Genomic DNA, 20,888 nt, shown 5'->3' with positions numbered 1-20,888 from the left:
GCTGAATGTACAGGCCTATTCGCGGGCAAGCCTTGCTCCCACAGAGTTAACCGATCCTGAGTCGTACACCTGTGGGAGCAAGGCTTGCCCGCGAAGAGGCCGATAGCCTTGCACATCTATCCCTGACAAAACGCTTACTGCGGGCAACCAACGGCAGGATTATCCGCCCACTGCCGCGCCGTGCCGGCAATGCGCGCCGCCAGATCACCGATGGCTTTCTGATGCGCCAACACCAGGCTGTTGAGATCGACCCCGGCGTTATCCTTCACCACCGTTGCGCAGGTCAGGGTGGTGCGCTTGCTGTCGTCATTGCCACGACGGCTCAGGCTCCACACCACATCCACCAGCGCGTACTGCCCAGGCACGCTGTCGAACCGGCGCACGTCAGCCTGCAACGACACCACCGGTTGCCCGGCATTTTTCGGCAAGCCCGACAGATCGCGAACACCCAGTTGGCGTTCCATCTGTGCCGCCAGGGCGTCGTGGAACTCGTCCGCCAGCGGCGCGCCCCAACGTTCGTTATCGAGGATGGCCAACCGGCCCTGATCCTGGCGCACCACCAACTGCGGCTGATCGACCTGCACCGGCATGCGCACGGTCAGCAGCTCGAACTGAAAGTCCGCGGGCGTGACCGCCTTGGGCGCCGATTCGGTGGTGGGCACCAGTGTGTAGTAATGAGTGGCCGGCGACGTACAGGCCGCCAATCCCAGCGTGGTGCCCAGCAGCAGATAACGCAGCATCATGGTTTGGTTTCCAACTGAATATCACGAGAAGACGAGCCACTGGAGCGATAGGCGTCCGGCGAGCCTTCGCTCACCCGTCCGCGAATCAGCGATTCAGGATGGCGGCCGAGGAAGTCGGTCAGTACCCGCACCGAGCGTGCAGTGCGTTGTACTTCGTCCATGGCCTGGCCGATCTGCTGACGCTGCGGCGAATCATCGCCCAGGGTGTCGGCGGCGGCAGCCATGGTCTTGCGCGTCTGGGCCATGGTATCGGCCAGTTCCGGCAGGACCTGACCGTTGAAGCGGCTAAGCGTCTTGTGCATTTCGTCGAGGCTGCCGTTGAGGTTGTCGGCAATCTGCTCGATCGGCAGCTTGCTGACCTTGTCGACCATGGCCTGCAACTGCTCCTGCAACTTGTCGAAGCTGCCCGGCGCGGTGGGGATTTCCAGCGGCCGCGCAGACATATCGAAGTTCACCGGCGCTACCTTGGGCAGGAACGCCAGGGAGATATACAACTGCCCGGTCAGCAGGTTGCCGGTGCGCGCCTGAGCCCGCAAGCCATGCTTGACGAACTCCGAGAGCATTTTGGCGGCCTGCGCATCCTCGTTGCCCTTGCCGGCGATCTGCGTGAGCTTGTCGTTGGCCTTGCCGAGCCGATCCGGGAAGATCACCGCGCCGACCATGGTCGGGAAGGTCTGGGTCTTGGCGTCATAATCGAGGTCGATCGACACCACGCGGCCCAGGTTGACCCCCAGGAATTCAACTTGCGAGCCGACCGTCAGGCCTCGCAGCGACTGGTCGAAGCGCATGCGGATATAGCGCGGCGTACCGTCCGGGGGCGCCAGGGCGCTTTGCTGATCGGCGAACAGATCGAACTTGGTCATCTCCGCCGCTTGCTTCTGATCGGGATTGTACTTCGGCTCGACGAACGCCACGCCGCCGGACACGATCGAGGACACCGACTGGGTGTTGACCTTCAGGCCATCGGCACCAAGGCTGATATCCACGCCGCTGGCGTTCCAGAAACGGGTATTGGTGGTGACGAATTCATCGTTGGGCGAATTGACGAACACTTCGATGTCGACGCCCTTGCCGTCCTGGCTCAAGCCCACCTGCACCACCTGGCCAACCTGAATGCGCCGGTAGTAGACCGGCGAGCCGATGTCCAGCGAACCGAGGTCGTCGGCATGCAGGCTGAAGCGCTTGCCACGCTGGCCATAGGTAATGGGCGGCGGAATTTCCAGGCCGCGAAAATCGCTGCGGGTCTGTTTCGAGGCGCCAGGGTCGGCACTGATAAAGGCGCCCGACAACAAGGTGTCGACGCCCGAGATCCCCTGAGCGCCGATGCGCGGGCGTACCACCCAGAAGCGCGAGTCTTCGGTGGTGAATGACTTGGCCGAGTCCTTGAGCTCGATGGTCGCGACCACGCGGTTGCGATCTTCGCTCAGGGCGATGGCAGTCACCTGGCCGATCACCACGTTCTTGTACTTGACCTGCGTCTTGTTGGCTTCCAATCCTTCGGCCGTCTCGAAACTGACGGTGATCTTGGGGCCGGCCGACAGCGAGTTGTGCACCACCATCGACAGCCCGATCACGGCCGCGACAATAGGCACCAGCCACACCAGGGAAACGTTGAAGCGACGCCGACGAACGTCGGGATTGCCCGGCGTGCGGGAAGGATCAGCAACGGGTTCAGACATCTTCAACCTCTGCGTCCCAGATCAGCCTGGGATCAAAACTCATGGCTGCCAACATGGTCAGCACAACGACGAAACCAAAAAACAGGATGCCCAGCCGCGGCTCGATGGTGCTCAGCGAGCGGAACTGCACCAGCGCCGCCACCAACGCCACCACCAGCACATCGAGCATCGACCAATAACCGATCAGCTCGATGAACCGGTACAACCGCGAGCGCTCGCGCATGGCCCACTGGCTGCGCCGCTGCGCAGTCACCAGCAAGGTGCCGAGCACCAGAAACTTGATGCAAGGCACCGCCACGCTGGCGACGAAAATCAACACGGCGATGTCCCAGGACCCGCCCTCCCAGAATTCGATCACACCGCTCATGATGGTGTTCTCGGCGCCACTGCCGAACAGATCGGTATACATCACCGGCAGCAGGTTGGCGGGAATGTAGAAAATCATGCTGGCCAGCAGCAGTGCCCAGGTGCGGGTGATGCTGTTGGGCTTGCGCGGGTGCACGCTGGCATCGCAGCGCGGGCAACGATGAGTGCCTTCGACGCAGGCCAGGCCGCAGGTATGGCAAAGGGTCAGCCCCATGGCGGCGGCGGTGGGCGCAGGACTGCTCATTCGCGCTCCTCCAGTTCGGTCCATAGGCGCCGAATGCTCTTGCCGGATATCAGGATGATCAACACGGTGAGCATGGCCAGCGCCCACAAGCCCAGCCCCGGATGCACACTGAGCATGCCACCGAGCTTGACGATGGCCACCAGGATGCCGAGCAGGCACACCTCGAGCATGCTCCAGGGCCGCAGTTGTTCGAGGGTACGCATACAGGCCTTGAAGCCCGGCGCGCGCAGCCCAACGTTGGCGTAGCTGAGCAACCAGCACAGCAGCAGGATCTGCAGGCCCGGAGCGAGGATGATACACAGGCCCGCTACCGCCGCGATCAGGCTGATCTGCCCTTGCGCCAGGGCCTCGACCGACTGCCACAGCGTCGCGGCATTGGCCAGGCCCTTGAGACTGATGGAGATGACCGGGAAAATATTGGCGAACAGAAACAGGATCAGCGCCGTGACCGACAGCGCGAACAGTTGCTGAATGCTCAGCCCGTGACCGCGTTCCAGCACCCCGCCACAGCGCTGGCACAAGGATTTTTGCCCGCTGAGCAGCGGCACCGGCGCGTAGACCGCGTCGCAGTGTTCACAAATGATCCAGGGGCAGGGTTCGGTCATGGGGCAGTTTGATCGTCGTGTTGAAAAAATGCCGGCTCAGGGCGCGCGACACTATAAATCAAACGCAGGCGAGTGGCGTCATTATGGCGTCAATCAACTGCGACTTCACAGTGTGGAGGCCGTCTCGGCGAGTCCTGCAGAGATAGCCACTTGCCATAGACCGCGACTGGTGGCGCAGGGTTCAAGGGTCGCGGAAGGTTCGCGGCCCACGACTCACAGCGAGCGCAGATTCCACGCCAGCCAGCGCCAGGGGTATTGCTCGGCAAAGCCCGCGCCCTTGCATTGCTCCTGGTGCACGAATACCCGATGCCCGCGGCTCAGGGGCTGATAGTTATGGCAATAGGGGCAGCGCACGATATCGCCTTCGAGTAGCCACTGGCGCGACCACTCCAGCATGTGTTCATCGCGCTCGGCGTATGGATCGGAATATGAACTCAACGGCAAAGGGCCTTCAATACGGCAGGATACAGACGGCCGACAAGGTTACCTCAGGTGGCATGAGGTTTCATCTGTGGGCGCTGAACGGGTGTTTTGCCTGGTCGCAGCGCTTCAGTAGGCAAGATCACCGACCAAGACTATGATCTGACCCCATGAACCCACCCCCACTGCGCCAACCCTGCCCGCCCGGTGCTTGCATATGCGAGCGCGAACGGCTGCAAGCGTTGCCAGACGCTGACCTGCGGATTCTGCTGCTGACCCGCCAGGAAGAGAAACGCTTGCTCGAACGTCTCGAAAACCTCGACAGCCTGGCTGACCTGGTGCGCGTGCAGCAACGCATGTTCGAGCAACTGGGCTTGCGCGTGCACGTGGGCCCCGGCGCCAATGAAGTGCGCACTATGCGCGGCATCCGTATCGAGCTCGATGAACTGCCGGGGATGTGCCGCAAGACCCGTCAGGCGATCCCCGCCGCGATTCGCCGCAGTCTGGAAAAACGTCCGGAAATCGCCTTCAACCTGCTCAACGCCAACGACTTGCTGCGCGACGCCTAGTCTTGCCGACGCGTCCCGGCCAGCAGAAAATTCCCCGGTCGCTCACCCTCGCCCGCTTCCAGCAGCGGCACCTGGGCTTCATCCTTGAGGCTCACGCCCGATAACTGCCGCACACAGGCCTCACGCATCAGGTACAGCAATTTGTGCGCGGCCATGCCGTAGCTCATGCCTTCGAGGCGCACGTTGGATATGCAGTTGCGTGCCGCATCGGTCAGCCCGACCCGCGGCGCGTAGGTGAAATACAGGCCCAGGCTGTCCGGTGAACTGAGCCCAGGGCGCTCGCCGATCAGGATCACCACCATGCGCGCCTTGAGGCGCTGCGCCACTTCGTCGGCCACCGCCACGCGGCCCTGGCTGACCAGGGTCACGGGTGCCAGGCTCCAACCCTCGGCGGCGGCCTGGTCGTCGATACGTCGCAGCATCGCCAGGCTATGGCGATCGACCGCCAGCGCCGACAGACCGTCGGCGATCACCACCGCGACGTCGTAACCCTGGGGGTTGGCTTGTGCGTGGGCATCGAGCAACGCCGCCGAGTCGTCATCGAGCCGGCGCCCCAGGTCGGGACGTTGCAGGTAAACGTGGCGATCGGCGGCGGCGCTGTGCAAGCTCAGGCACTCACGGCCACGCTCGGCCAGTTGCGTGGCCAGCGCCCCGCCGTCGAACGGCAGGTGCACGGCATCGCGGGCCTGGGCGTGGGCGAACTGAAAGTCCAGCTGAGCGCTGGTGGGCAAGCTGGTACCGGCGCGACCCAGGGCGATACGCGCGGCGGTCAGATTGCGCAGTTGCTGCCAGGGGTCGGCCTGGGCGGGGCTGGTAGAGGGCGGGGTGTCATCGGGGGGCAGTTTCACGGGGTACCTCGGTTTTCTATGCAGGTCGCTGGATTCGCGTGCTGCTGATGGCCTCTTCGCGGGCAAGCCTTGCTCCCACAGGTGTACGACTCAGGTCCAGCTTGCACTGTGGGAGCAAGGCTTGCTCCCACAGGTGTACGACTCAGGTCCAGCTTGCACTGTGGGAGCAAGGCTTGCCCGCGAAGGGGCCGGCCCGGTTTGCACAAGTACATCAGGTAAGCTGCGCCAACGCCTGCCGGAACGCCGCAGGCAAACGGTTACCCAGGCGCAACTCGCCATCGCGTTGATGCAGGATGCCCATGCGTGCCAGCCACTCTTCATATTCCGGCGCGGGCTTGAGGCCCAGCGTCTTGCGCGCGTACAGCGCATCATGGAACGAGGTGGTCTGGTAGTTGAGCATGATGTCGTCCGAACCCGGGATTCCCATGATGAAATTGATGCCCGCCACCCCCAACAGGGTCAGCAGCATGTCCATGTCATCCTGATCGGCTTCGGCGTGGTTGGTATAGCAGATGTCGCAGCCCATGGGCACGCCCAGCAGCTTGCCGCAGAAGTGATCTTCGAGGCCGGCGCGGATGATCTGCTTGCCGTTGTACAGGTACTCGGGGCCGATGAAACCGACCACGGTATTGACCAGAAACGGCTTGAAATGCCGAGCCACGCCATAGGCGCGGGATTCGCAGGTCTGCTGGTCGACGCCATGGTGGGCGTTGGCCGACAGCGCACTGCCCTGCCCGGTCTCGAAATACATGAGGTTGTTGCCGACCGTGCCGCGCTTGAGGCTCAGGCCCGCTTCGTAACCTTCTTGCAACAGCTGCAGGCTGATACCGAAACTCTCGTTGGCCGCCTGGGTGCCGGCGATGGACTGGAACACCAGGTCCAGCGGCACGCCGCGCTCGATGGCGGCGATCGACGAGGTGACGTGGGTCAGCACGCACGCCTGGGTGGGAATCTTGTAATGGTTGATCACGCCATCGAGCATCTTCAACAGCTCGGTGATGGCGCTGAGGCTGTCAGTAGCCGGGTTGATGCCGATCATGGCATCGCCGTTGCCGTACAACAGGCCGTCCAGGGTGCTGGCGGCGATTCCGGCCGGGTCATCGGTCGGATGGTTGGGCTGCAGGCGCGTGGACATTCGCCCACGCAGCCCGATTGTGTTGCGAAAACGGGTGACCACGCGGATCTTCTGCGCCACCAGCACCAGGTCCTGAATGCGCATGATCTTCGACACCGCGGCGGCCATTTCCGGTGTCAGCCCAGGCGCCAAAGCGCGCAGGCTGTGCTCATCGGCCTCATCCCCGAGCAGCCAGTCACGCAACCCGCCTACGGTCAGATGGCTGACCACGGCGAAGGCCTCGGCATCATGGCCGTCGATGATCAGCCGCGTGACCTCGTCGACTTCATAGGGGATCACCACCTCGGTGAGGAACTGCTTGAGCGGTACGTCCGCCAGGGCCATTTGTGCGGCCGCGCGCTCGGCGTCGCTGGCAGCGGCGACGCCTGCCAGGTAATCGCCCGAACGCGCCGGGCTGGCCTTGGCCAACAACGACTTGAGACTGTCGAAGCGCCAGGTCTGGCCACCCACTGTGTGTACGAAACCGCTCATGGCTCAAGCTCCTGTGGTCAAGGCTGCACTGGGCACACCGCGGCTGCGTACGGCGGCGCAGAACAGCGCACCCACCACCATCAAGGCGAGGAAGACGCCGAAGATCAGGGTGTTGAACCAGATCATCGCGATCAGGCAAACCACCGCCAGCACCAGGGCGATGCCCGGCACGATCGGGTAGCCAGGGGCGCGGAAGCTGCGCTCCAGATGCGGCTCGCTGGTGCGCAGTTTGAACAGGCTGAGCATGCTGACGATGTACATGACGATGGCGCCGAACACCGACATGGTGATCATGGCGGCCGTCAGGGTCATGCCTTGCAGGTTGACCAGGCTGTCGCTGAAGATCGCCGCGATGCCGACCACGCCACCGGCGAGGATGGCGCGGTGCGGGGTCTGGAAGCGTGACAGCTTGGCCAGGCCTTTGGGCAGGAAGCCGGCGCGCGCCAAAGCGAAGAATTGACGCGAGTAGCCCAGGATGATGCCGTGGAAGCTCGCGACCAGGCCGAACAGGCCGATCCACACCAGCATGTGCATCCAGTTGGAGTTGCCGCCGACCACGGTTTTCATCGCTTGTGGCAAGGGATCGTTGATGTTCGACAGCGCGCGCCAGTCACCCACGCCACCGGCGAAGATCATCGTACCGATGGCCAGCACCACCAGGGTCAGGATGCCGCCGATATAGGCACGCGGGATGGTGCGCTTGGGGTCCTTGGCCTCTTCGGCGGCCATGGCGGCGCCTTCGATCGCGAGGAAGAACCAGATCGCGAAAGGTATCGCCGCAAAGATACCGGCGATGGAGCCGCTGCTGAAGCTGTTCTCACCCGACCAGCCACCGAGCACGAAGTTGCTGAAGCTGAAGCCCGGCGCGACCACACCCATGAATACCAGCAGTTCGATGACCGCAAGGATGGTCACGACCAGTTCGAAGGTCGCGGCGATGTTGACCCCGACGATGTTCAGGCTCATGAACACTACGTACGCGCCGACGGCTGCCCAGCGCGGGTCCAGCCCCGGGAACTGCACGTTGAGGTAGGCACCGATGGCCATGGCGATGGCCGGTGGCGCGAAGACGAACTCGATCAGTGTCGCCAGCCCGGCGATCATCCCGCCACCCACACCAAAGGCCCGCAGGCTGTAGGCAAACGGCCCGCCAGCGTTAGGAATAGCGGTGGTCAGTTCGGTAAAGCTGAAGATGAAGCAGGTGTACATCACGGCGACCATCAGCGTCGTGACCAGAAACCCCAAGGTACCGGCGGTGCCCCAGCCATAGCTCCAGCCAAAGTACTCACCAGAGATCACCAGCCCGACGGCGATGCCCCACAAGTGCAGTGTGCCCAGCGTGGGCTTGAGTGTATTGACGGTCATTGATCACACCTCGGAAATCCAGCGGCAAGATTGCGTAAGGCCAGCATAACCATAGGCTACGGGCCAAGACTTGACCGCGAAAACGCGCATTTGCGCTGTGCGGTCAATTTTTACGATCGTCGCGCCAAAGCGGGGCGGTGCGCCCCAGAAACGCACACTTCTACGGCATTCATCCTTGTAGCGAGGGCCTCGGCCCCGGCTGCGGTCTATCCGTTACAAGTAATGTGCCTGATAACAGGTGATCGAGCGCGGGCCTCCTTGCTACAGGCGAATACGGTCATCAGCCGGAATGGACTTTGCATGAAACATTTTCATACAGATCTTCAACGGTACCGATTGACTATGCTCCAGCCCTTCCTCGCACCCGCCGCCAGCACCGCCCGCCCCAGCAACCAAGGCGTGTTGTCAGCGGCAGCCAATGGTCTGGACGGCTTCATCAGCCACCACGGCGGTGACCTGGACCGAGTGTTCGGCCGCGCCGGTATCGACCCCGAACAACTGCAACACCCCACCTTGAGCCTGGCGTTGCCCAACTATTGCCAGGTGCTCGAAGAAGCCGCCCGGCAAACCGGTTGCGACAACTTCGGCCTGCGTTACGGTCAGCAGTTCAAGCCCCAGGCCCTGGGGCTGCTGGGTTATGTGGGGCTGTGCTCGGAAAATCTCGAGCAGGCACTGATCAACTTCGCCGCAGCCTTCCCCTATCACCAGCACAGCACCTTGATCCGCCTGGTGGACCAGGGCGAGTGCTACCGTTTCGACTATCAAGTGCGCCACGACGCCATCGTCGAGTGTCGTCAGGACGCTGAACTGACCATGGGCATGGCAGCCAACCTGATCCGCCATGTGCTGGGTGACGGCTGGACGCCGCGCGAAGTGGGCTTCGAGCACGCCCGCCCGCAGGACTGGCGCGAGCATCGCGACGCCTTCGGTGCACCGGTGCGCTTCGGTCAGGGCGGCAACTGGATGCTGATCCCCAAGCAGCCATTGATCGGCCACGCCATGCCGGGCCACGACCCGATGCTGCTGATGGTGGTCAAGGACGCCATTCGCCAGCTCGGCGAACGAACCTGCGGGGCGGAACTGCCAGAGCAGATACGACAACTGTTGCGAGCCACGCTGCATCATGGCGAACCGGTGCTGGAGTTGATTGCCGAACACCTGCAGTTGAGTCCGACGATCCTGCAACGGCGCTTGCGTGACCACGGTTTGAGTTTCACTCAGATGGTGGACCAGACCCGCCAGGCCATGGCGCGCCAGCATTTGCGCGATGGGCACTTGAGCATTTCGCAACTGGCGCCGTTGTTGGGTTATTCAGAAACGAGCGCGTTTTCCCGGGCGTTCAAGCGCTGGTTCGGGGTCAGCCCGCGGCAGTGGCGCCAAAGTAGCTAGTCGCCGGAACACTGAGGAGAATATTAATTCGAATAAGTACCAGATTACCGAATTTATTTCCATGCCACCCGCGACATAGAGCGGTTTTATCAAAATATTTCTCCACTGACACGAGTAACCTTTCCCTATTCTCAGTCACTCGTGAAATCCTTCCCCATGACTCCTCTCCCGCTCTATTTCGACTATGCCGCCACCACCCCCGTCGACGACCGCGTCATCCAGGCCATGGTCGAGTGCCTGGGGCGTTCGGGCAACTTCGGTAATCCGGCGTCCATCTCCCATGCCTTCGGCAGCAATGCCAGGCAGGCAGTGGAACTGGCGCGGCGCCAGGTGGGCGAGTTGGTGGGAGCGCCCGCCGAGTCGATCATCTGGACGTCGGGCGCGACCGAGTCCAACAACCTGGCGATCAAGGGCGTCGCCATGGCCAGCACACCGCAGCGTCGCCACCTGATCACCAGCGTGCTCGAACACAAGGCGGTCATCGACACGGTGAATCAGCTTGAAGCCCAGGGTTTTCCTGTCACCTGGCTGACTCCGGATGGCAACGGGCTGATTCAGCCCGCAGCGGTGCAGGCGGCCTTGCGCGCGGACACCTTGCTGGTGTCGCTGATGCGAGTGAATAACGAACTGGGTACGCTGACCGATATCGCTTCGATCGGTACGTTGGTGCGCGAGCATGGCGCTTTGTTTCATGTCGATGCCGCACAGGCGACGGGCAAGGTCGATATCGACCTGGCCGCGTTGGAGGTCGACTTGATGTCGTTCTCGGCGCACAAGACGTATGGCCCCAAAGGCATCGGCGCTTTGTACGTGGGCCCGCGTGCACGGGGCGCAGTGCAGGCGCAGATCCATGGTGGCGGGCACGAGCAAGGGTTGCGGTCGGGCACCTTGGCGACTCATCAGATCGTCGGCATGGGCAGTGCATTTGCCATCGCGGCGAATGAACAACAAGCCGAAACGCAACGCATCACCGCGCTGTCGCAGCAGTTGCGTGAAGGCCTGTTGGCGCTGCCGGGGGTGACGCTCAATGGCTGCGCAGCTCAGCGCATCCCGCATACGCTGAACCTGTGCATCGCCAAGTCTGGGTTCAATAGTGCCTCGCTCGCTGGAGCGCTGGCCGTGTCGTCGACCTCGGCGTGCAATTCCGCCAGTAACGCAGCGTCCCACGTATTGCTCGCCATCGGGCTGGACCACAGCCAGGCCAGCAGCAGCGTGCGCATCAGCCTCGGCCGCTACAGCCATACGGCGGATGTGGAGCAGGCGATCGCAATTCTTGACCAGGCCCTGAAAGCACCCGCGCCGCTTTGGTAACGCTGTGATGTTCTGGCTCGCGTATGGACCTAAAAGATCTATCGCTTGAAAGGGCCCCTTCGCGGGCAAGCCTCGCTCCCACAGGTGGACGACTCAAGATCGGCTGAGTCTGTGGGAGCGAGGCTTGCCCGCGAAGAGGCCAGTGCTGCTAACGCAAACCTAGACGTTGTACACCGGCTCACCCAGATTGAGCATCAGCCGATTGGCCCAGGCGAAAATCGAAATCGCGTGGATCAGGTCCAGAATCGGCCCCTCTTCGAGCCCATGCTCACGCAGCGCCGCGATATTCGCTGCGCTGATATTCGCCGGATCAACCGTCAGATCGATCGAAAACTGCACGATGGCACGCTCGCGCGGTGTGGTCCCGGCCGTCGCCGGATCGGCGAACACTTCGGCGATCACATCATTGCGCTTGGCCAGCTGCTCGAAACGCTGGGCGTGCACCGAGCAGCAATACACACACTGATTGATCCGCGACACCACGGCGCTGGCCAGCTCGCGCTCAGCGCGGGACAGCCCACCCGGCGCGTACATGATGGCGTTGAAGGCCAAAGAGCGCTGACGCAGGATCTCGGGTTGATGAATCAAGGTCAGGTAGTAATCCGACACCTTGGCCTGGGGATGGCTCTCCTCCAGCACCGCCGTCTGCTCGGGGGTGGCCTGGTCGACGCTGACAGTGGGCAGCCAGGCTTTCCAGCCCAGCACTTCGTTGGTGAAACCGGCAATACGGATCGGCTCGCTCATCACGCAACTCCTGCGGATTGCATCGCCAGCAGACCGCTGGCCAGACGCACTTGATAGGACATGAACGCCACCAGCTGCGCGAGAGTGACGATTTCCGGGGTCGACAGCCCGGCCTCGGACAGCGCGATCAGGGCGTGACGATCGCCTTCCACCGGTGCCTTGATCAAGGTCCCGGTGAACGCCAGCACAGCCTGCAAGCGCGGTTCGCCCAGGGCTTCGATGGCGCCCGTGGCAACGGCTGACAGCTGCTCGGCCGACACGCCGATCGCCTCGAGACGCTCCAGGTAATGCGCTGCCAGCAGCGGCTGCGGTGTCAGCAGGCAGGCGTGGTACGCCACCAGCAGGCGCTCGGCCTGACTCAGGCCGTCGGCGACCTCAGCGGCGAAGAACAGCTCGTAGCTGCTCTGGGTGGCAGCCAGCACCTTGTTGCGAAACTGCCGCGCGGCATGCACCGGCGAGCCGGGTGCGATGTGCAGCAGGGTGTCGAGCACGTCCGGCTCGGTTGTGGATTCAACGAAGGTCATTGTGGGTTCTCCATCAGGACCGAGAAGCTTGGGCGCTCAACGACCACTACAAGGATCGGGCATCGTTGGCGTGCGGAAAATCGTTTCGCGGGCCAGCCTGGCTCCCACAGTCAACAGCCCCAGAGCCGTACACCGTGGGAGCAAAGCTTGCTCGCGAAGAGGCCGGTCGTGACAACGTCTACCCCATGGCAGACATACGTCCCCGGCCCCATACGTTTACTTCTGTTCAGTCACCATCATCGCCGCCGTGCGATCGCTCACCAACGGCTCGACCTTGAGGCCTTTACGCGCCGCCCAGATGTTCTGGTAGTGGAACAGCGGAATGATGCCGACGTCATCGCTCACCACTTTCACCGAGTTCTCCAGAATCGCGCGGCGCTTGGCCTCGTCGAATTCTGCAGTGGCGTCCTGCAGCGCCTTGTCTACCGCCGGGTTACTGTAGTGCCCCCAGTTCGAAGCGCCCTGCCCTTTGGCACCGTCCACGGTGGTGAGGATGTTGGTCAGCGCATAGGCCGCCTCACCGGTGCCGTTGCCCCAGGCAATCACGCTCACCGCCAGCTCGTTCTTGTTGGCCTTGCCGGCATACACCGCCCATGGCATCACATCGAGCTGCACCTTGATGCCGATGCGGGTCCAGAACTGCGCCACTGCTTGCATGGCCTCCGGCGCCTGCGGGTAACGGTCGCCCGGCACGCTGACCGTCAGCTGGAAGCCTTCGGGGAAACCGGCTTCGGCCAGCAGTTTCTTGGCCTCGGCCGGGTCGTAAGGGATGTTCTTGATGTTGGCGTTATAGCCGTAGGTGTTGGACGGCATCCACTGATTGGCCTCGGTCACCGTACCCTGCATGATGCGCTCGTCGATGGCCTGACGGTTGATCGCCAGCGACAACGCTTTGCGCACCCGCACGTCAAGCAGCGGGTTTTCAGGCAGCGGCTTGCCGGCGTTATCGCGGATCAAGTCGTTCGGGCCCTTGCGAAAGCTCGGCTGAATGATCAGCGCGCGCAGGCCTTGATAGGCGTACACGCTGACCGCCGGGCTTTGCTTGAGGCGCGCGATATCGGTCGGTGCGACCTTGTCGATGACGTCGACATCACCGGCCAGCAAGGCTGCGGTGCGGCTCGAAGCGTTGGCGATGAAGCGATAGTCGACCTTGTCCCATTCCGCCTTCGGCCCCCAGTACGCATCGTTGCGCTCGAAGATCGTGCGGTCGCCCGGCACGTAGGACACGAAGCGATACGGCCCGGTGCCGATCAGCGCCTTGCCGGAGTTGTAGTCGGCGCTCTGGGCGTTTTCCCCGGCGTGACGGCTGACCACGTACACCGAGTTGATGTCCGGCAGCAGGTTGGCGTTGGGCGCCTTGGTCTTGACGATCAGGGTATGGGCGTCCTTGGCGGTGACCGTGTCGACGGTGCGCAAGGCGCCGGCGTAGGACGCCACGCTGCCTGGTACGGCGCGGGCACGCTCGTAGGAGAAGACGAAGTCGTCGGCAGTCATGGGCGTGCCGTCCGACCATTTGACGTCATCGCGCAGGTCGAATTGCCAGGTCAGCGGATCGAGGACTTTCCAGCTCTTGGCCAGGCCCGGCATGGTCCGATCGTCACGACGATCAGCCAGCGATTCGAAAAAATGCAAAGCGACGGAACGGTCACCGGCATAGTTGTTGAGCTGTGGATCGAGAGACGAAATCGGATCGGCGAAACCGATGCGCAGCGACTCGGCCGAGGCGCCGGTGGCGGCGAGCAGTAACGCGGTGGCAAGCAGTGAACGAATGCTAGGTTGCATGCAGATTTCCTTGTGTGTGGTAGCGGGCTCCGCCCGCGAAGAGGTCGAAGACCTCAACAACTTCGCGGACACAGCCCACTCCCAAAGGGTGCGGGTCATGTCAGGGTTTAGATCTGGTCATTCAAATGGCAAGCGCTCAGATGATTGGGTGCAACCTCTCTGAGCGGTGGAGCCTGCTCCCGGCAGCGCGCAAAGGCGTGCGGGCAGCGGGGATGGAAATGACACCCGCTGGGCGGGTTCAGCGGGCTGGGGATTTCCCCTTTGATCGCGTCATACCGGGTACTGCGAACATCGAAGCGCGGAATCTGTGCCAGCAACGCCTGGGTATAGGGGTGATTGGCCGCGCCAAACAGCTCTTCCACCGGCGCGCTCTCCACCACGCGGCCCAGGTACATGACGATTACCCGATCGCACAGGTGCTCGACCACACCCAGGTCGTGGCTGATGAACAGATAGGTCAGGCCCAGCTCGTCGCGCAGGTCCATGAACAGGTTGAGGATCTGCGCCTGGATCGACACGTCCAGCGCCGCTACCGATTCATCGCACACCAACAACTGCGGCTGCACTGCCAGCGCCCGGGCGATGCCGATGCGCTGACGCTGGCCCCCGCTGAACTGATGCGGATAGCGCTGGCGCAGGCTCGGGTTGAGGCCGGCGCGTTGCAGTTGCGCGCTGACGTAGTCATCAAAACCGGCGCTGTCGGTCAGGCCATGCAGGCGTGCGCCTTCACCGACGATGCGGTCGACGCGCAGCCGCGGATTGAGGCTGGCCGAGGGATCCTGAAAGATCATCTGGATCTTCAAGCGCGCAGCGTGGCGCTCGGCGGCGCTGAGTTCATCGACCGCCGTGCCGTCGATCCGCACCTGGCCACTGGACGCCGGCATCAACCCGGCCACCATGCGCCCAAGGGTCGACTTGCCGCAGCCCGACTCGCCCACCAGCCCCACCACCTCGCCGCGCTGAATGCGCAGGTCGACGCGGTCCACCGCATGGGTGACAGAGGTTTTGCGGGTCAATTGCAGGCGCTGCGCCCAGCGCTCGAAAGCCCCCTCGCCGCTGGCCTTGCCGAAGGTCTTGCTGACCTGATCGAGCTCGACGATCGGGATCACATTACTGTCCATGGCCACCTCCCGGATGGAAGCAACGCACGCTACGGCCGGGTTCGATCTCACGGCTTTCAGGCTCCTCGGCACACACCGCACTGGCCCGCGGGCAGCGCTCGGCAAAGGCGCAGCCGGCGGGCATCGACAGCAGGTCGGGCGTCATCCCGGGGATCTGCCGCAGCCGCTGGCCACGCTGGTTTCGGCTCGGCAGGCTGTCGATCAGCCCTTGGGTATAGGGGTGCAGCGGGCGGTCGAGCACATCGCCCACACTGCCCTGTTCGACGATCTGCCCGGCATACATCACCGCCACGTCGTCGGCCAGGCCGGCGACCACCGACAGATCGTGGGTGATCCAGATCAGCGAGGTGTTCTGCTGGCGCACCAGTTTCTGTACCTCACTGAGGATCTGCGCCTGAATGGTCACGTCCAGGGCGGTGGTCGGCTCGTCAGCGATGATCAAGTCCGGGGCGTGCAGCAGCGCGATGGCGATCGCCACCCGCTGGCGCATGCCGCCAGACAGTTGATGGGGATAGGCATTCAAGCGCTCCTCGGGGCTCGCAATACCCATCAGCGCCAAGGTGCGACTCGCATGCTCGCGGGCGTCGCGGCGGCTCAGCGAACTGTGCGCGCGCACGGCTTCGATCATTTGCGTATCGACGCGCAGCACCGGGTTGAGCGTCATCATCGGGTCCTGGAAGATCATCGCGATGCGATTACCCTGCAGCTGGCGCAGCTCTCTGGCGGAGAGTCTGGTCAGGTCACGGCCCTTGAACAGCACCTCGCCGCCGCTGATCCGGCCAGGGGCGTCGACCAGGCCGAGGATGGAGAAGCCGGTCACCGACTTGCCCGAACCCGATTCGCCCACCAGACCAAGGATGCGTCCCGGTTGCAGACGCAACGACACGTCGCGCACCGCTGGCAGGACGCCCGCACGGGTGTAGAACGACGTCGACAGGTGCCGCACCTCAAGCGTCGCCTCAGGCACGACGACGGGGGCCGCTTTGATCTCAGCCAGATTCATCGTTGCAGCCTCGGGTTGAGCACGTCGCGCAGGCGGTCGCCTACCAGGTTGATGGCGACGATGGTGGTCAGCAGCGCCAGCCCCGGATACAAGCTGATCCAATATTGATTGCTGAGCATGTACTGGAAGCCGTTGGCGATCAGCAGCCCCAGCGATGGCTCGGTGATCGGCACGCCGAGGCCGAGGAACGACATGGTCGCCTCCAGGGTGATGGCGCGAGCGATTTGCAGGGCGCCGATGACGATCAGCGGCGGCAGGCAATTGGGCAAGATGTGCCCGACCACGATGCGCCACTGGCCGATGCCCTGGCCGCGGGCCGCTTCGACGTATTCGCGGCGGTTCTCCACCAGCGCCTGGCCACGCGCGGTGCGAGCGTAATAGGCCCACTCCAGCAGCACCAGGGTGATCATCACATTGCCGACGCCCTTGCCCAGCCAGGCGAGAATCATCAGCGCCATGAGCACCACCGGAAACGACAGCAGCAAATCCACAAGGCGCATCAGCAGTGCGTCGACCCAACCACCCGCGCGAGCCGCCAGCAGGCCAAGCAAAGTGCCGACCACTGCGGCGATCAACGCCGAACCGATGCCCACGAACAGGCTGATGCGCAGGCCATAAATGATCGCCGAGAGCAGATCGCGCCCCTGACCATCGGTGCCCAGCCAGTAGGTATAACCGGCATCCATATTGGCGCTGCCGGGCGGCAGGCGTGCGTCGAGGACATTGAGCTGCATGAGGTCGTAGGGGTTCTGCAAGGTCACCCACGGCGCCAGCACCGCCACGGCGAGGATCGCCAGCAGCAGCACCGCAGCCGCCACGGCCACCTTGGATTGCAGGAATTCATCGACGCCGCGGCGCCATGGCGATTGCGCCTGGAAGCGAGTTGCAGGAACGACGCTCATCGCGGCGACTCCACACGGACCCGGGGATCGAGCAGGTGATACAAGCCGTCGACGATCAGATTGAGAATCACGAAAATCACCACCACTATCATCAGGTAGGCGACCACCACGGGGCGGTCCAGGCTGTTGATGCTGTCGAGGATCAGCTTGCCGGCACCGGGCCAGGCAAAGATGCTTTCGGTGACCACGGCATAGGCGATGGTCGAACCCAGCTCCAGGCCCAGCACGGTCACCAGCGGGATCATGGTGTTGCGCATCACGTGCATGAGCATGACCCGCATCGGCGACAGGCCCTTGGCCCGGGCGAACTTGACGTAATCCTGGGGCAGCACTTCACGCACTCCGGCGCGGGTCAGGCGCAGCACCAGAGATATCTTGAACAGCGCCAGGTTGAGGGCCGGCAAGATCAGGTGCTTGAGGCCATCGAGGGTCAACCACGACCACTGCACACCGAACAGTTCACGGGTTTCGCCACGGCCGCTGGCCGGCAACCAGCCCAGGTTGATGGAAAACACCAGAATCATCATCAGCGCCACCCAGAACGCCGGCAGCGAAAAGCCGAGGATACTGCTCGCCATCAGCACTTTCGACAGCGGATTGTCGGGGTACATGCCGGCGAACATGCCCAGCGGTATACCGATGACAACCGCCAGCAACAGCGCGCCAACGGCCAGCTCAAGAGTCGCGGGCAGGCGCTGCAAAATCAGCTGCAAGGCGTCTTCGTGATAGACGAAGCTCATCCCCAGATGGCCGTGCACGGCGCCCTGCAGGAACACCAGGTATTGCTGCCACAGCGGCTTGTCGAGGCCGAGCTGCGCGATGGCCGCCAGACGCTCGGCCTGGTTGAGGTCCTCGCCTACCAGAATGTCCAGCGGGTTGCCGATGGCATTGAGGCCGATGAATACCACCAGGGTCATCAGCCACACCACCAGCAACGACTGGGCAATGCGCTTGAGGGTCCAGCCGAGCATCAACGACGCTCCTCGGCGGTCAGCTCGCCGGCCACCCACTCATCGCCGAGCAGTTCAGGGTCGGCGTAGTCCTGCATGGCCTGAAAATGCAGGTCGATATCATCGCTGAACAGTTGGCTGACCAGCCCTTGGGCCATGCGGCGAGCGCCCTCGCTGATGGCCGGGATATCGCCGGACACCGCGCCATAGCTCAAGGCAGCCGGGTAGCTGAAGCAGTGGATGCGGTGCAGGCCGGGGCAACTGCCCGGTTGTTTTTCGAGAAACTCGAAGCAACTGCCCAGGTCCGGCAGCGCGGCCAGCTCGGCATCCTGCTCGTCGGCCGGGGCCTCGAAACGGTCGCCCCAGAAGCGAATGTGTTCGGCGAAGGGCGCGAACTCCGGACGCTGCTGCAAATCGGCACGAAAGCCGGTGGCGAACACCAGAAAGTCATACTCGAGCTCGGCCTGAGCGGTGCGCACCAGCACCGTGCCCTGCCCCGACTCCTTGATCGACAGCACTGATGCCTCGAACAGAAAGCGCGAATTGCCCGCGCTGGAAACCCGCAAGGTGCTGCCCCGCGGTGCTGGCACCTGCTGGGTGTTGAGATAGTGGCGCAAGCGCCATTTCCAGGCGTCCGGCAGGCGCCAGTAGCCGTGCACCATGCCGGGGTTGCCAGCGCCCTTGCCTTTGTTGATGCGCGGCATCACGGCGCGGCGGATCAACAGGTCGACCTTGGCGGCGCCCGCCTCCAGCGCAGTGGCCGCGCTGTCCATCGCCGAGGCGCCGCCACCGATGACGCCCACCCGCTTGCCGGCGAACCAGTCGCCCTGCAGTCCCGCCGCCGAATGGCACCAGTAGCGAGGCGCGACACTGTGAGCGTAGTCCGGCACCCACGGACCGCCCAGGCCGTCACGGCCAGTGGCAAGCACCACATGGCGGGCGAGGACTTCACGGCTGGCGTCGCCATGGCTGACGCTCAGTGCCACCAGTCCATCGGCACGGGGCTGCACGCGGGTCACGCGGTGTTCATTGCGTACGTCGACCTTCATCACCTGGCGATACCAACGCAGGTACTCGGCCCACTGCAAGCGCGGAATCTTGTCCAGCGCGGCCCAGGCGTCCAGGCCGAATTGGGCTTCGTACCAGGCACGGAAGGTCAGCGCCGGCAGGCCCAGTGCCGGGCCGGTCAGTTGCTTGGGCGAGCGCAGCGTCTGCATTCGCGCCGTGGTCGCCCACGGGCCCTCGAAGCCCAACGGCGCCTGATCGAATACCTGCACGGTGACGCCCAGATGGCGTAGCTCGGTGGCCACCGCCAGGCCGGCCATGCCCCCGCCTATCACCGCGACGTCGAGCACCGCCTGACCCTGCTCAATGCGCGGCTTGACCCACGCCTTGGCCGGCAATTCGAGCCATTCGAGGTCCTGGCGCAGGCGCGCTTCGAGGGCGGCGAGGCCGATAGGGGCGTTGGGCTGTGGCATGAGGATCGGTCCCGGCAAGGCAATGGAAGAATAGGCGACTGCTCGCGCCGGTGGGCCATTGCGACTTGAGAGGGCCATGGCATCACCTGCAGCGAACCGCCCGCACGAGAGCGAGAGCGGCGTGTCGATCATTCAAAAAACGCGCCATACATACGATATATGGATGATCAGGCGTCATGAATGCGATATACGAATACTAAAAGACGGTTTTTATTCTGCCAAAGACCTAAAAGGCATATTTATAGATCGAAACTGAATTTATCGACGGTCGCTATTCAGCGTAGATGCTCTGCAATAGCGCATCGTGTTGCCCGCTGGCGTGCATCACCATACCCGGCACCAAGGCGCGCGCGGTCTCGCCCAATGCCTCGATCAGCGCTTGGGTGACCTCCGAGCGCGGGCTGGCATAGGCCGAGATCAAGCCGAAGAAGAACGGTATATGGCAGTCGATCGCACGTACCACCAAGCCTTCGACTGGCACACCATGGGCAGTGAATGGGTCGACCAGGGCCACTCCCAGGCCGGCGCGGGCCATCTGCATGGCGATCAGCGAAGTGTTGGTGTCGAGCATATGAGGGGGGGTGTCGCGGGCGTCTTGGAAGGCCTTGTCGATGCGGCGGCGAAACCGGTAGGGATTGGACATACTGATCAGCGTCTGCTCGGCCAGCAATGCCATGCTCAAGGTGTTGTGGGCAGCCAGAGGCGAATCGGCGGCCAGCACCGCGACGCAGGGTGCCTCGCCGATCCAGTGGATATCCAGGCCGCGATGCTCCAGCGGCAGGCTGACGGCCCCCAGGTCGACGGTTTTCGACAGCACGGCCTGGACGACGTTTTCTGGGGACATGCTGTGCAGCTGAATGTCGTAGGGGCGCAACGCCTGCGGCAGGCGCGCCAAGGCCGCGGGCAACAAGCCGGCAGCCAGGGCCGGAATGCCGACCAGCTTGATATGGCGATTCTCGTCGAGGGCGATGTGCTCGGCACGCTGGCGGATATTACGGATGCCCAACAGCGCGCTCTCGACCTCGGCGTACATCATGAAAGCTTTTTGCGTGGGCGAGACCTTCGGACCGCTGCGCTCGAACAAGGCGAACCCCAGCTCCTGCTCCAGCTCCTGGATCATTCGCGTGACCGAGGGCTGGGAGCGCCCGAGCATCTTCCCGGCGGCGGTGACGCTGCCCGCTGACATGACCGCCGCGAAGGCTTCCAGTTGACGCAGATCCATGGGTTCAAGCCTTGTGC

General features: G+C 63.4%; 20 protein-coding genes. 3 read left to right on the top strand and 17 right to left on the bottom strand.

What is annotated here, in order from left to right; genetic code table 11:
* Nucleotides 1–134: 134 nt before the first annotated feature.
* The 5 genes from LIX93_RS02090 to LIX93_RS02070 form a co-directional block, all read right to left on the bottom strand.
* Nucleotides 135–743: a PqiC family protein gene (locus LIX93_RS02090; protein ID WP_226502352.1), complete on the bottom strand. Its 609-nt coding sequence runs from the start codon at nt 741–743 to the stop codon at nt 135–137.
* A complete protein-coding gene (locus LIX93_RS02085; protein ID WP_226502351.1) occupies nt 740–2,422 on the bottom strand; it encodes an MlaD family protein in 1,683 nt (560 codons plus the stop codon). Before LIX93_RS02085 ends, LIX93_RS02090 begins: the two co-directional genes overlap by 4 nt.
* Entirely contained in the window at nt 2,415–3,032 is a 618-nt protein-coding gene (locus LIX93_RS02080; RefSeq protein WP_226502350.1) for a paraquat-inducible protein A, read from the bottom strand. The genes LIX93_RS02085 and LIX93_RS02080 overlap by 8 nt, the downstream gene beginning before the upstream one ends.
* Nucleotides 3,029–3,637 carry a paraquat-inducible protein A gene (locus tag LIX93_RS02075; protein ID WP_226502349.1) on the bottom strand — a complete coding sequence of 203 codons (609 nt, stop codon included), beginning with the start codon at nt 3,635–3,637 and terminating at the stop codon, nt 3,029–3,031. Before LIX93_RS02075 ends, LIX93_RS02080 begins: the two co-directional genes overlap by 4 nt.
* Nucleotides 3,638–3,850: 213 nt before the next feature.
* Complete coding sequence (locus LIX93_RS02070) at nt 3,851–4,075, bottom strand: hypothetical protein (protein WP_226502348.1); 225 nt, start codon at nt 4,073–4,075, stop codon at nt 3,851–3,853.
* Nucleotides 4,076–4,227: 152 nt separating this feature from the next.
* On the opposite strand from LIX93_RS02070, the gene LIX93_RS02065 reads away from it, so the two are divergent.
* Nucleotides 4,228–4,626, top strand: a complete 399-nt coding sequence (locus LIX93_RS02065) for a hypothetical protein (protein WP_226502347.1) — start codon at nt 4,228–4,230, stop codon at nt 4,624–4,626.
* Here the strand turns inward: LIX93_RS02065 and eutC are convergent.
* The 3 genes from eutC to eat form a co-directional block, all read right to left on the bottom strand.
* A complete protein-coding gene (gene eutC, locus LIX93_RS02060; RefSeq protein ID WP_311970015.1) occupies nt 4,623–5,474 on the bottom strand; it encodes an ethanolamine ammonia-lyase subunit EutC in 852 nt (283 codons plus the stop codon). The two genes, LIX93_RS02065 and eutC, sit on opposite strands and share 4 nt — an antisense overlap.
* Before the next feature lie 211 nt (nt 5,475–5,685).
* Nucleotides 5,686–7,080, bottom strand: a complete 1,395-nt coding sequence (locus LIX93_RS02055; RefSeq protein WP_226502346.1) for an ethanolamine ammonia-lyase subunit EutB — start codon at nt 7,078–7,080, stop codon at nt 5,686–5,688.
* Nucleotides 7,081–7,083: 3 nt separating this feature from the next.
* Nucleotides 7,084–8,445, bottom strand: coding sequence for an ethanolamine permease (gene eat, locus LIX93_RS02050; protein WP_226502345.1), 1,362 nt, complete (start codon nt 8,443–8,445; stop codon nt 7,084–7,086).
* Between the two features lie 342 nt (nt 8,446–8,787).
* Between eat and LIX93_RS02045 the strand changes: the two genes are divergently transcribed.
* Together LIX93_RS02045 and LIX93_RS02040 are read left to right on the top strand one after the other, a co-directional pair.
* Complete coding sequence (locus LIX93_RS02045; RefSeq protein WP_226502344.1) at nt 8,788–9,834, top strand: AraC family transcriptional regulator; 1,047 nt, start codon at nt 8,788–8,790, stop codon at nt 9,832–9,834.
* A 156-nt stretch (nt 9,835–9,990) separates the two neighbouring features.
* Complete coding sequence (locus LIX93_RS02040; RefSeq protein WP_226502343.1) at nt 9,991–11,145, top strand: aminotransferase class V-fold PLP-dependent enzyme; 1,155 nt, start codon at nt 9,991–9,993, stop codon at nt 11,143–11,145.
* A 159-nt stretch (nt 11,146–11,304) separates the two neighbouring features.
* Here LIX93_RS02040 and LIX93_RS02035 read toward each other — a convergent pair whose 3' ends face one another.
* The 9 genes from LIX93_RS02035 to LIX93_RS01995 form a co-directional block, all read right to left on the bottom strand.
* Entirely contained in the window at nt 11,305–11,889 is a 585-nt protein-coding gene (locus LIX93_RS02035) for a peroxidase-related enzyme (RefSeq protein WP_226502342.1), read from the bottom strand.
* A complete protein-coding gene (locus LIX93_RS02030; protein WP_226502341.1) occupies nt 11,889–12,413 on the bottom strand; it encodes a carboxymuconolactone decarboxylase family protein in 525 nt (174 codons plus the stop codon). Before LIX93_RS02030 ends, LIX93_RS02035 begins: the two co-directional genes overlap by 1 nt.
* Before the next feature lie 216 nt (nt 12,414–12,629).
* The gene (locus LIX93_RS02025) at nt 12,630–14,195 is read right to left on the bottom strand and encodes an ABC transporter substrate-binding protein (protein ID WP_226502340.1); all 1,566 of its coding nucleotides are present in this window, start codon (nt 14,193–14,195) and stop codon (nt 12,630–12,632) included.
* Between the two features lie 107 nt (nt 14,196–14,302).
* Entirely contained in the window at nt 14,303–15,316 is a 1,014-nt protein-coding gene (locus LIX93_RS02020) for an ABC transporter ATP-binding protein (RefSeq protein ID WP_226502339.1), read from the bottom strand.
* Nucleotides 15,306–16,319, bottom strand: a complete 1,014-nt coding sequence (locus LIX93_RS02015) for an ABC transporter ATP-binding protein (RefSeq protein WP_226502338.1) — start codon at nt 16,317–16,319, stop codon at nt 15,306–15,308. Before LIX93_RS02015 ends, LIX93_RS02020 begins: the two co-directional genes overlap by 11 nt.
* Nucleotides 16,316–17,221 (bottom strand): ABC transporter permease, encoded by a 906-nt coding sequence (locus LIX93_RS02010; RefSeq protein ID WP_226502337.1) that lies wholly within the window; start codon nt 17,219–17,221, stop codon nt 16,316–16,318. The genes LIX93_RS02015 and LIX93_RS02010 overlap by 4 nt, the downstream gene beginning before the upstream one ends.
* The gene (locus LIX93_RS02005) at nt 17,218–18,192 is read right to left on the bottom strand and encodes an ABC transporter permease (RefSeq protein ID WP_226502336.1); all 975 of its coding nucleotides are present in this window, start codon (nt 18,190–18,192) and stop codon (nt 17,218–17,220) included. The genes LIX93_RS02010 and LIX93_RS02005 overlap by 4 nt, the downstream gene beginning before the upstream one ends.
* Complete coding sequence (locus LIX93_RS02000) at nt 18,192–19,649, bottom strand: NAD(P)/FAD-dependent oxidoreductase (RefSeq protein WP_226502832.1); 1,458 nt, start codon at nt 19,647–19,649, stop codon at nt 18,192–18,194. The genes LIX93_RS02005 and LIX93_RS02000 overlap by 1 nt, the downstream gene beginning before the upstream one ends.
* A 271-nt stretch (nt 19,650–19,920) precedes the next feature.
* Nucleotides 19,921–20,871: a LysR family transcriptional regulator gene (locus LIX93_RS01995; RefSeq protein WP_226502335.1), complete on the bottom strand. Its 951-nt coding sequence runs from the start codon at nt 20,869–20,871 to the stop codon at nt 19,921–19,923.
* Nucleotides 20,872–20,888 lie beyond the last annotated feature (17 nt).

This window comes from Pseudomonas sp. MWU16-30317 (assembly GCF_020515695.1).
Classification (GTDB): Bacteria; Pseudomonadota; Gammaproteobacteria; order Pseudomonadales; family Pseudomonadaceae; genus Aquipseudomonas.
Note: the sequence above shows the minus strand (reverse complement) of the source record. Positions and strands in the feature narration are given on the sequence as shown.

Bases quoted from the DNA above. Each gene is read 5' to 3' on its own strand.
- LIX93_RS02055 (WP_226502346.1), bottom strand. From the start codon at position 7,080: ATGAGCGGTTTCGTACACACAGTGGGTGGCCAGACCTGGCGCTTCGAC.
- LIX93_RS02035 (WP_226502342.1), bottom strand. From the start codon at position 11,889: ATGAGCGAGCCGATCCGTATTGCCGGTTTCACCAACGAAGTGCTGGGC.
- LIX93_RS01995 (WP_226502335.1), bottom strand. From the start codon at position 20,871: ATGGATCTGCGTCAACTGGAAGCCTTCGCGGCGGTCATGTCAGCGGGC.
- LIX93_RS02045 (WP_226502344.1), top strand. From the start codon at position 8,788: ATGCTCCAGCCCTTCCTCGCACCCGCCGCCAGCACCGCCCGCCCCAGC.
- LIX93_RS02075 (WP_226502349.1), bottom strand. From the start codon at position 3,637: ATGACCGAACCCTGCCCCTGGATCATTTGTGAACACTGCGACGCGGTC.
- LIX93_RS02015 (WP_226502338.1), bottom strand. From the start codon at position 16,319: ATGAATCTGGCTGAGATCAAAGCGGCCCCCGTCGTCGTGCCTGAGGCG.
- LIX93_RS02030 (WP_226502341.1), bottom strand. From the start codon at position 12,413: ATGACCTTCGTTGAATCCACAACCGAGCCGGACGTGCTCGACACCCTG.
- LIX93_RS02040 (WP_226502343.1), top strand. From the start codon at position 9,991: ATGACTCCTCTCCCGCTCTATTTCGACTATGCCGCCACCACCCCCGTC.
- eat (WP_226502345.1), bottom strand. From the start codon at position 8,445: ATGACCGTCAATACACTCAAGCCCACGCTGGGCACACTGCACTTGTGG.
- LIX93_RS02065 (WP_226502347.1), top strand. From the start codon at position 4,228: ATGAACCCACCCCCACTGCGCCAACCCTGCCCGCCCGGTGCTTGCATA.
- LIX93_RS02080 (WP_226502350.1), bottom strand. From the start codon at position 3,032: ATGAGCAGTCCTGCGCCCACCGCCGCCGCCATGGGGCTGACCCTTTGC.
- LIX93_RS02010 (WP_226502337.1), bottom strand. From the start codon at position 17,221: ATGAGCGTCGTTCCTGCAACTCGCTTCCAGGCGCAATCGCCATGGCGC.
- LIX93_RS02025 (WP_226502340.1), bottom strand. From the start codon at position 14,195: ATGCAACCTAGCATTCGTTCACTGCTTGCCACCGCGTTACTGCTCGCC.
- LIX93_RS02000 (WP_226502832.1), bottom strand. From the start codon at position 19,649: ATGCCACAGCCCAACGCCCCTATCGGCCTCGCCGCCCTCGAAGCGCGC.
- LIX93_RS02005 (WP_226502336.1), bottom strand. From the start codon at position 18,192: ATGCTCGGCTGGACCCTCAAGCGCATTGCCCAGTCGTTGCTGGTGGTG.
- LIX93_RS02090 (WP_226502352.1), bottom strand. From the start codon at position 743: ATGATGCTGCGTTATCTGCTGCTGGGCACCACGCTGGGATTGGCGGCC.
- LIX93_RS02085 (WP_226502351.1), bottom strand. From the start codon at position 2,422: ATGTCTGAACCCGTTGCTGATCCTTCCCGCACGCCGGGCAATCCCGAC.
- LIX93_RS02020 (WP_226502339.1), bottom strand. From the start codon at position 15,316: ATGGACAGTAATGTGATCCCGATCGTCGAGCTCGATCAGGTCAGCAAG.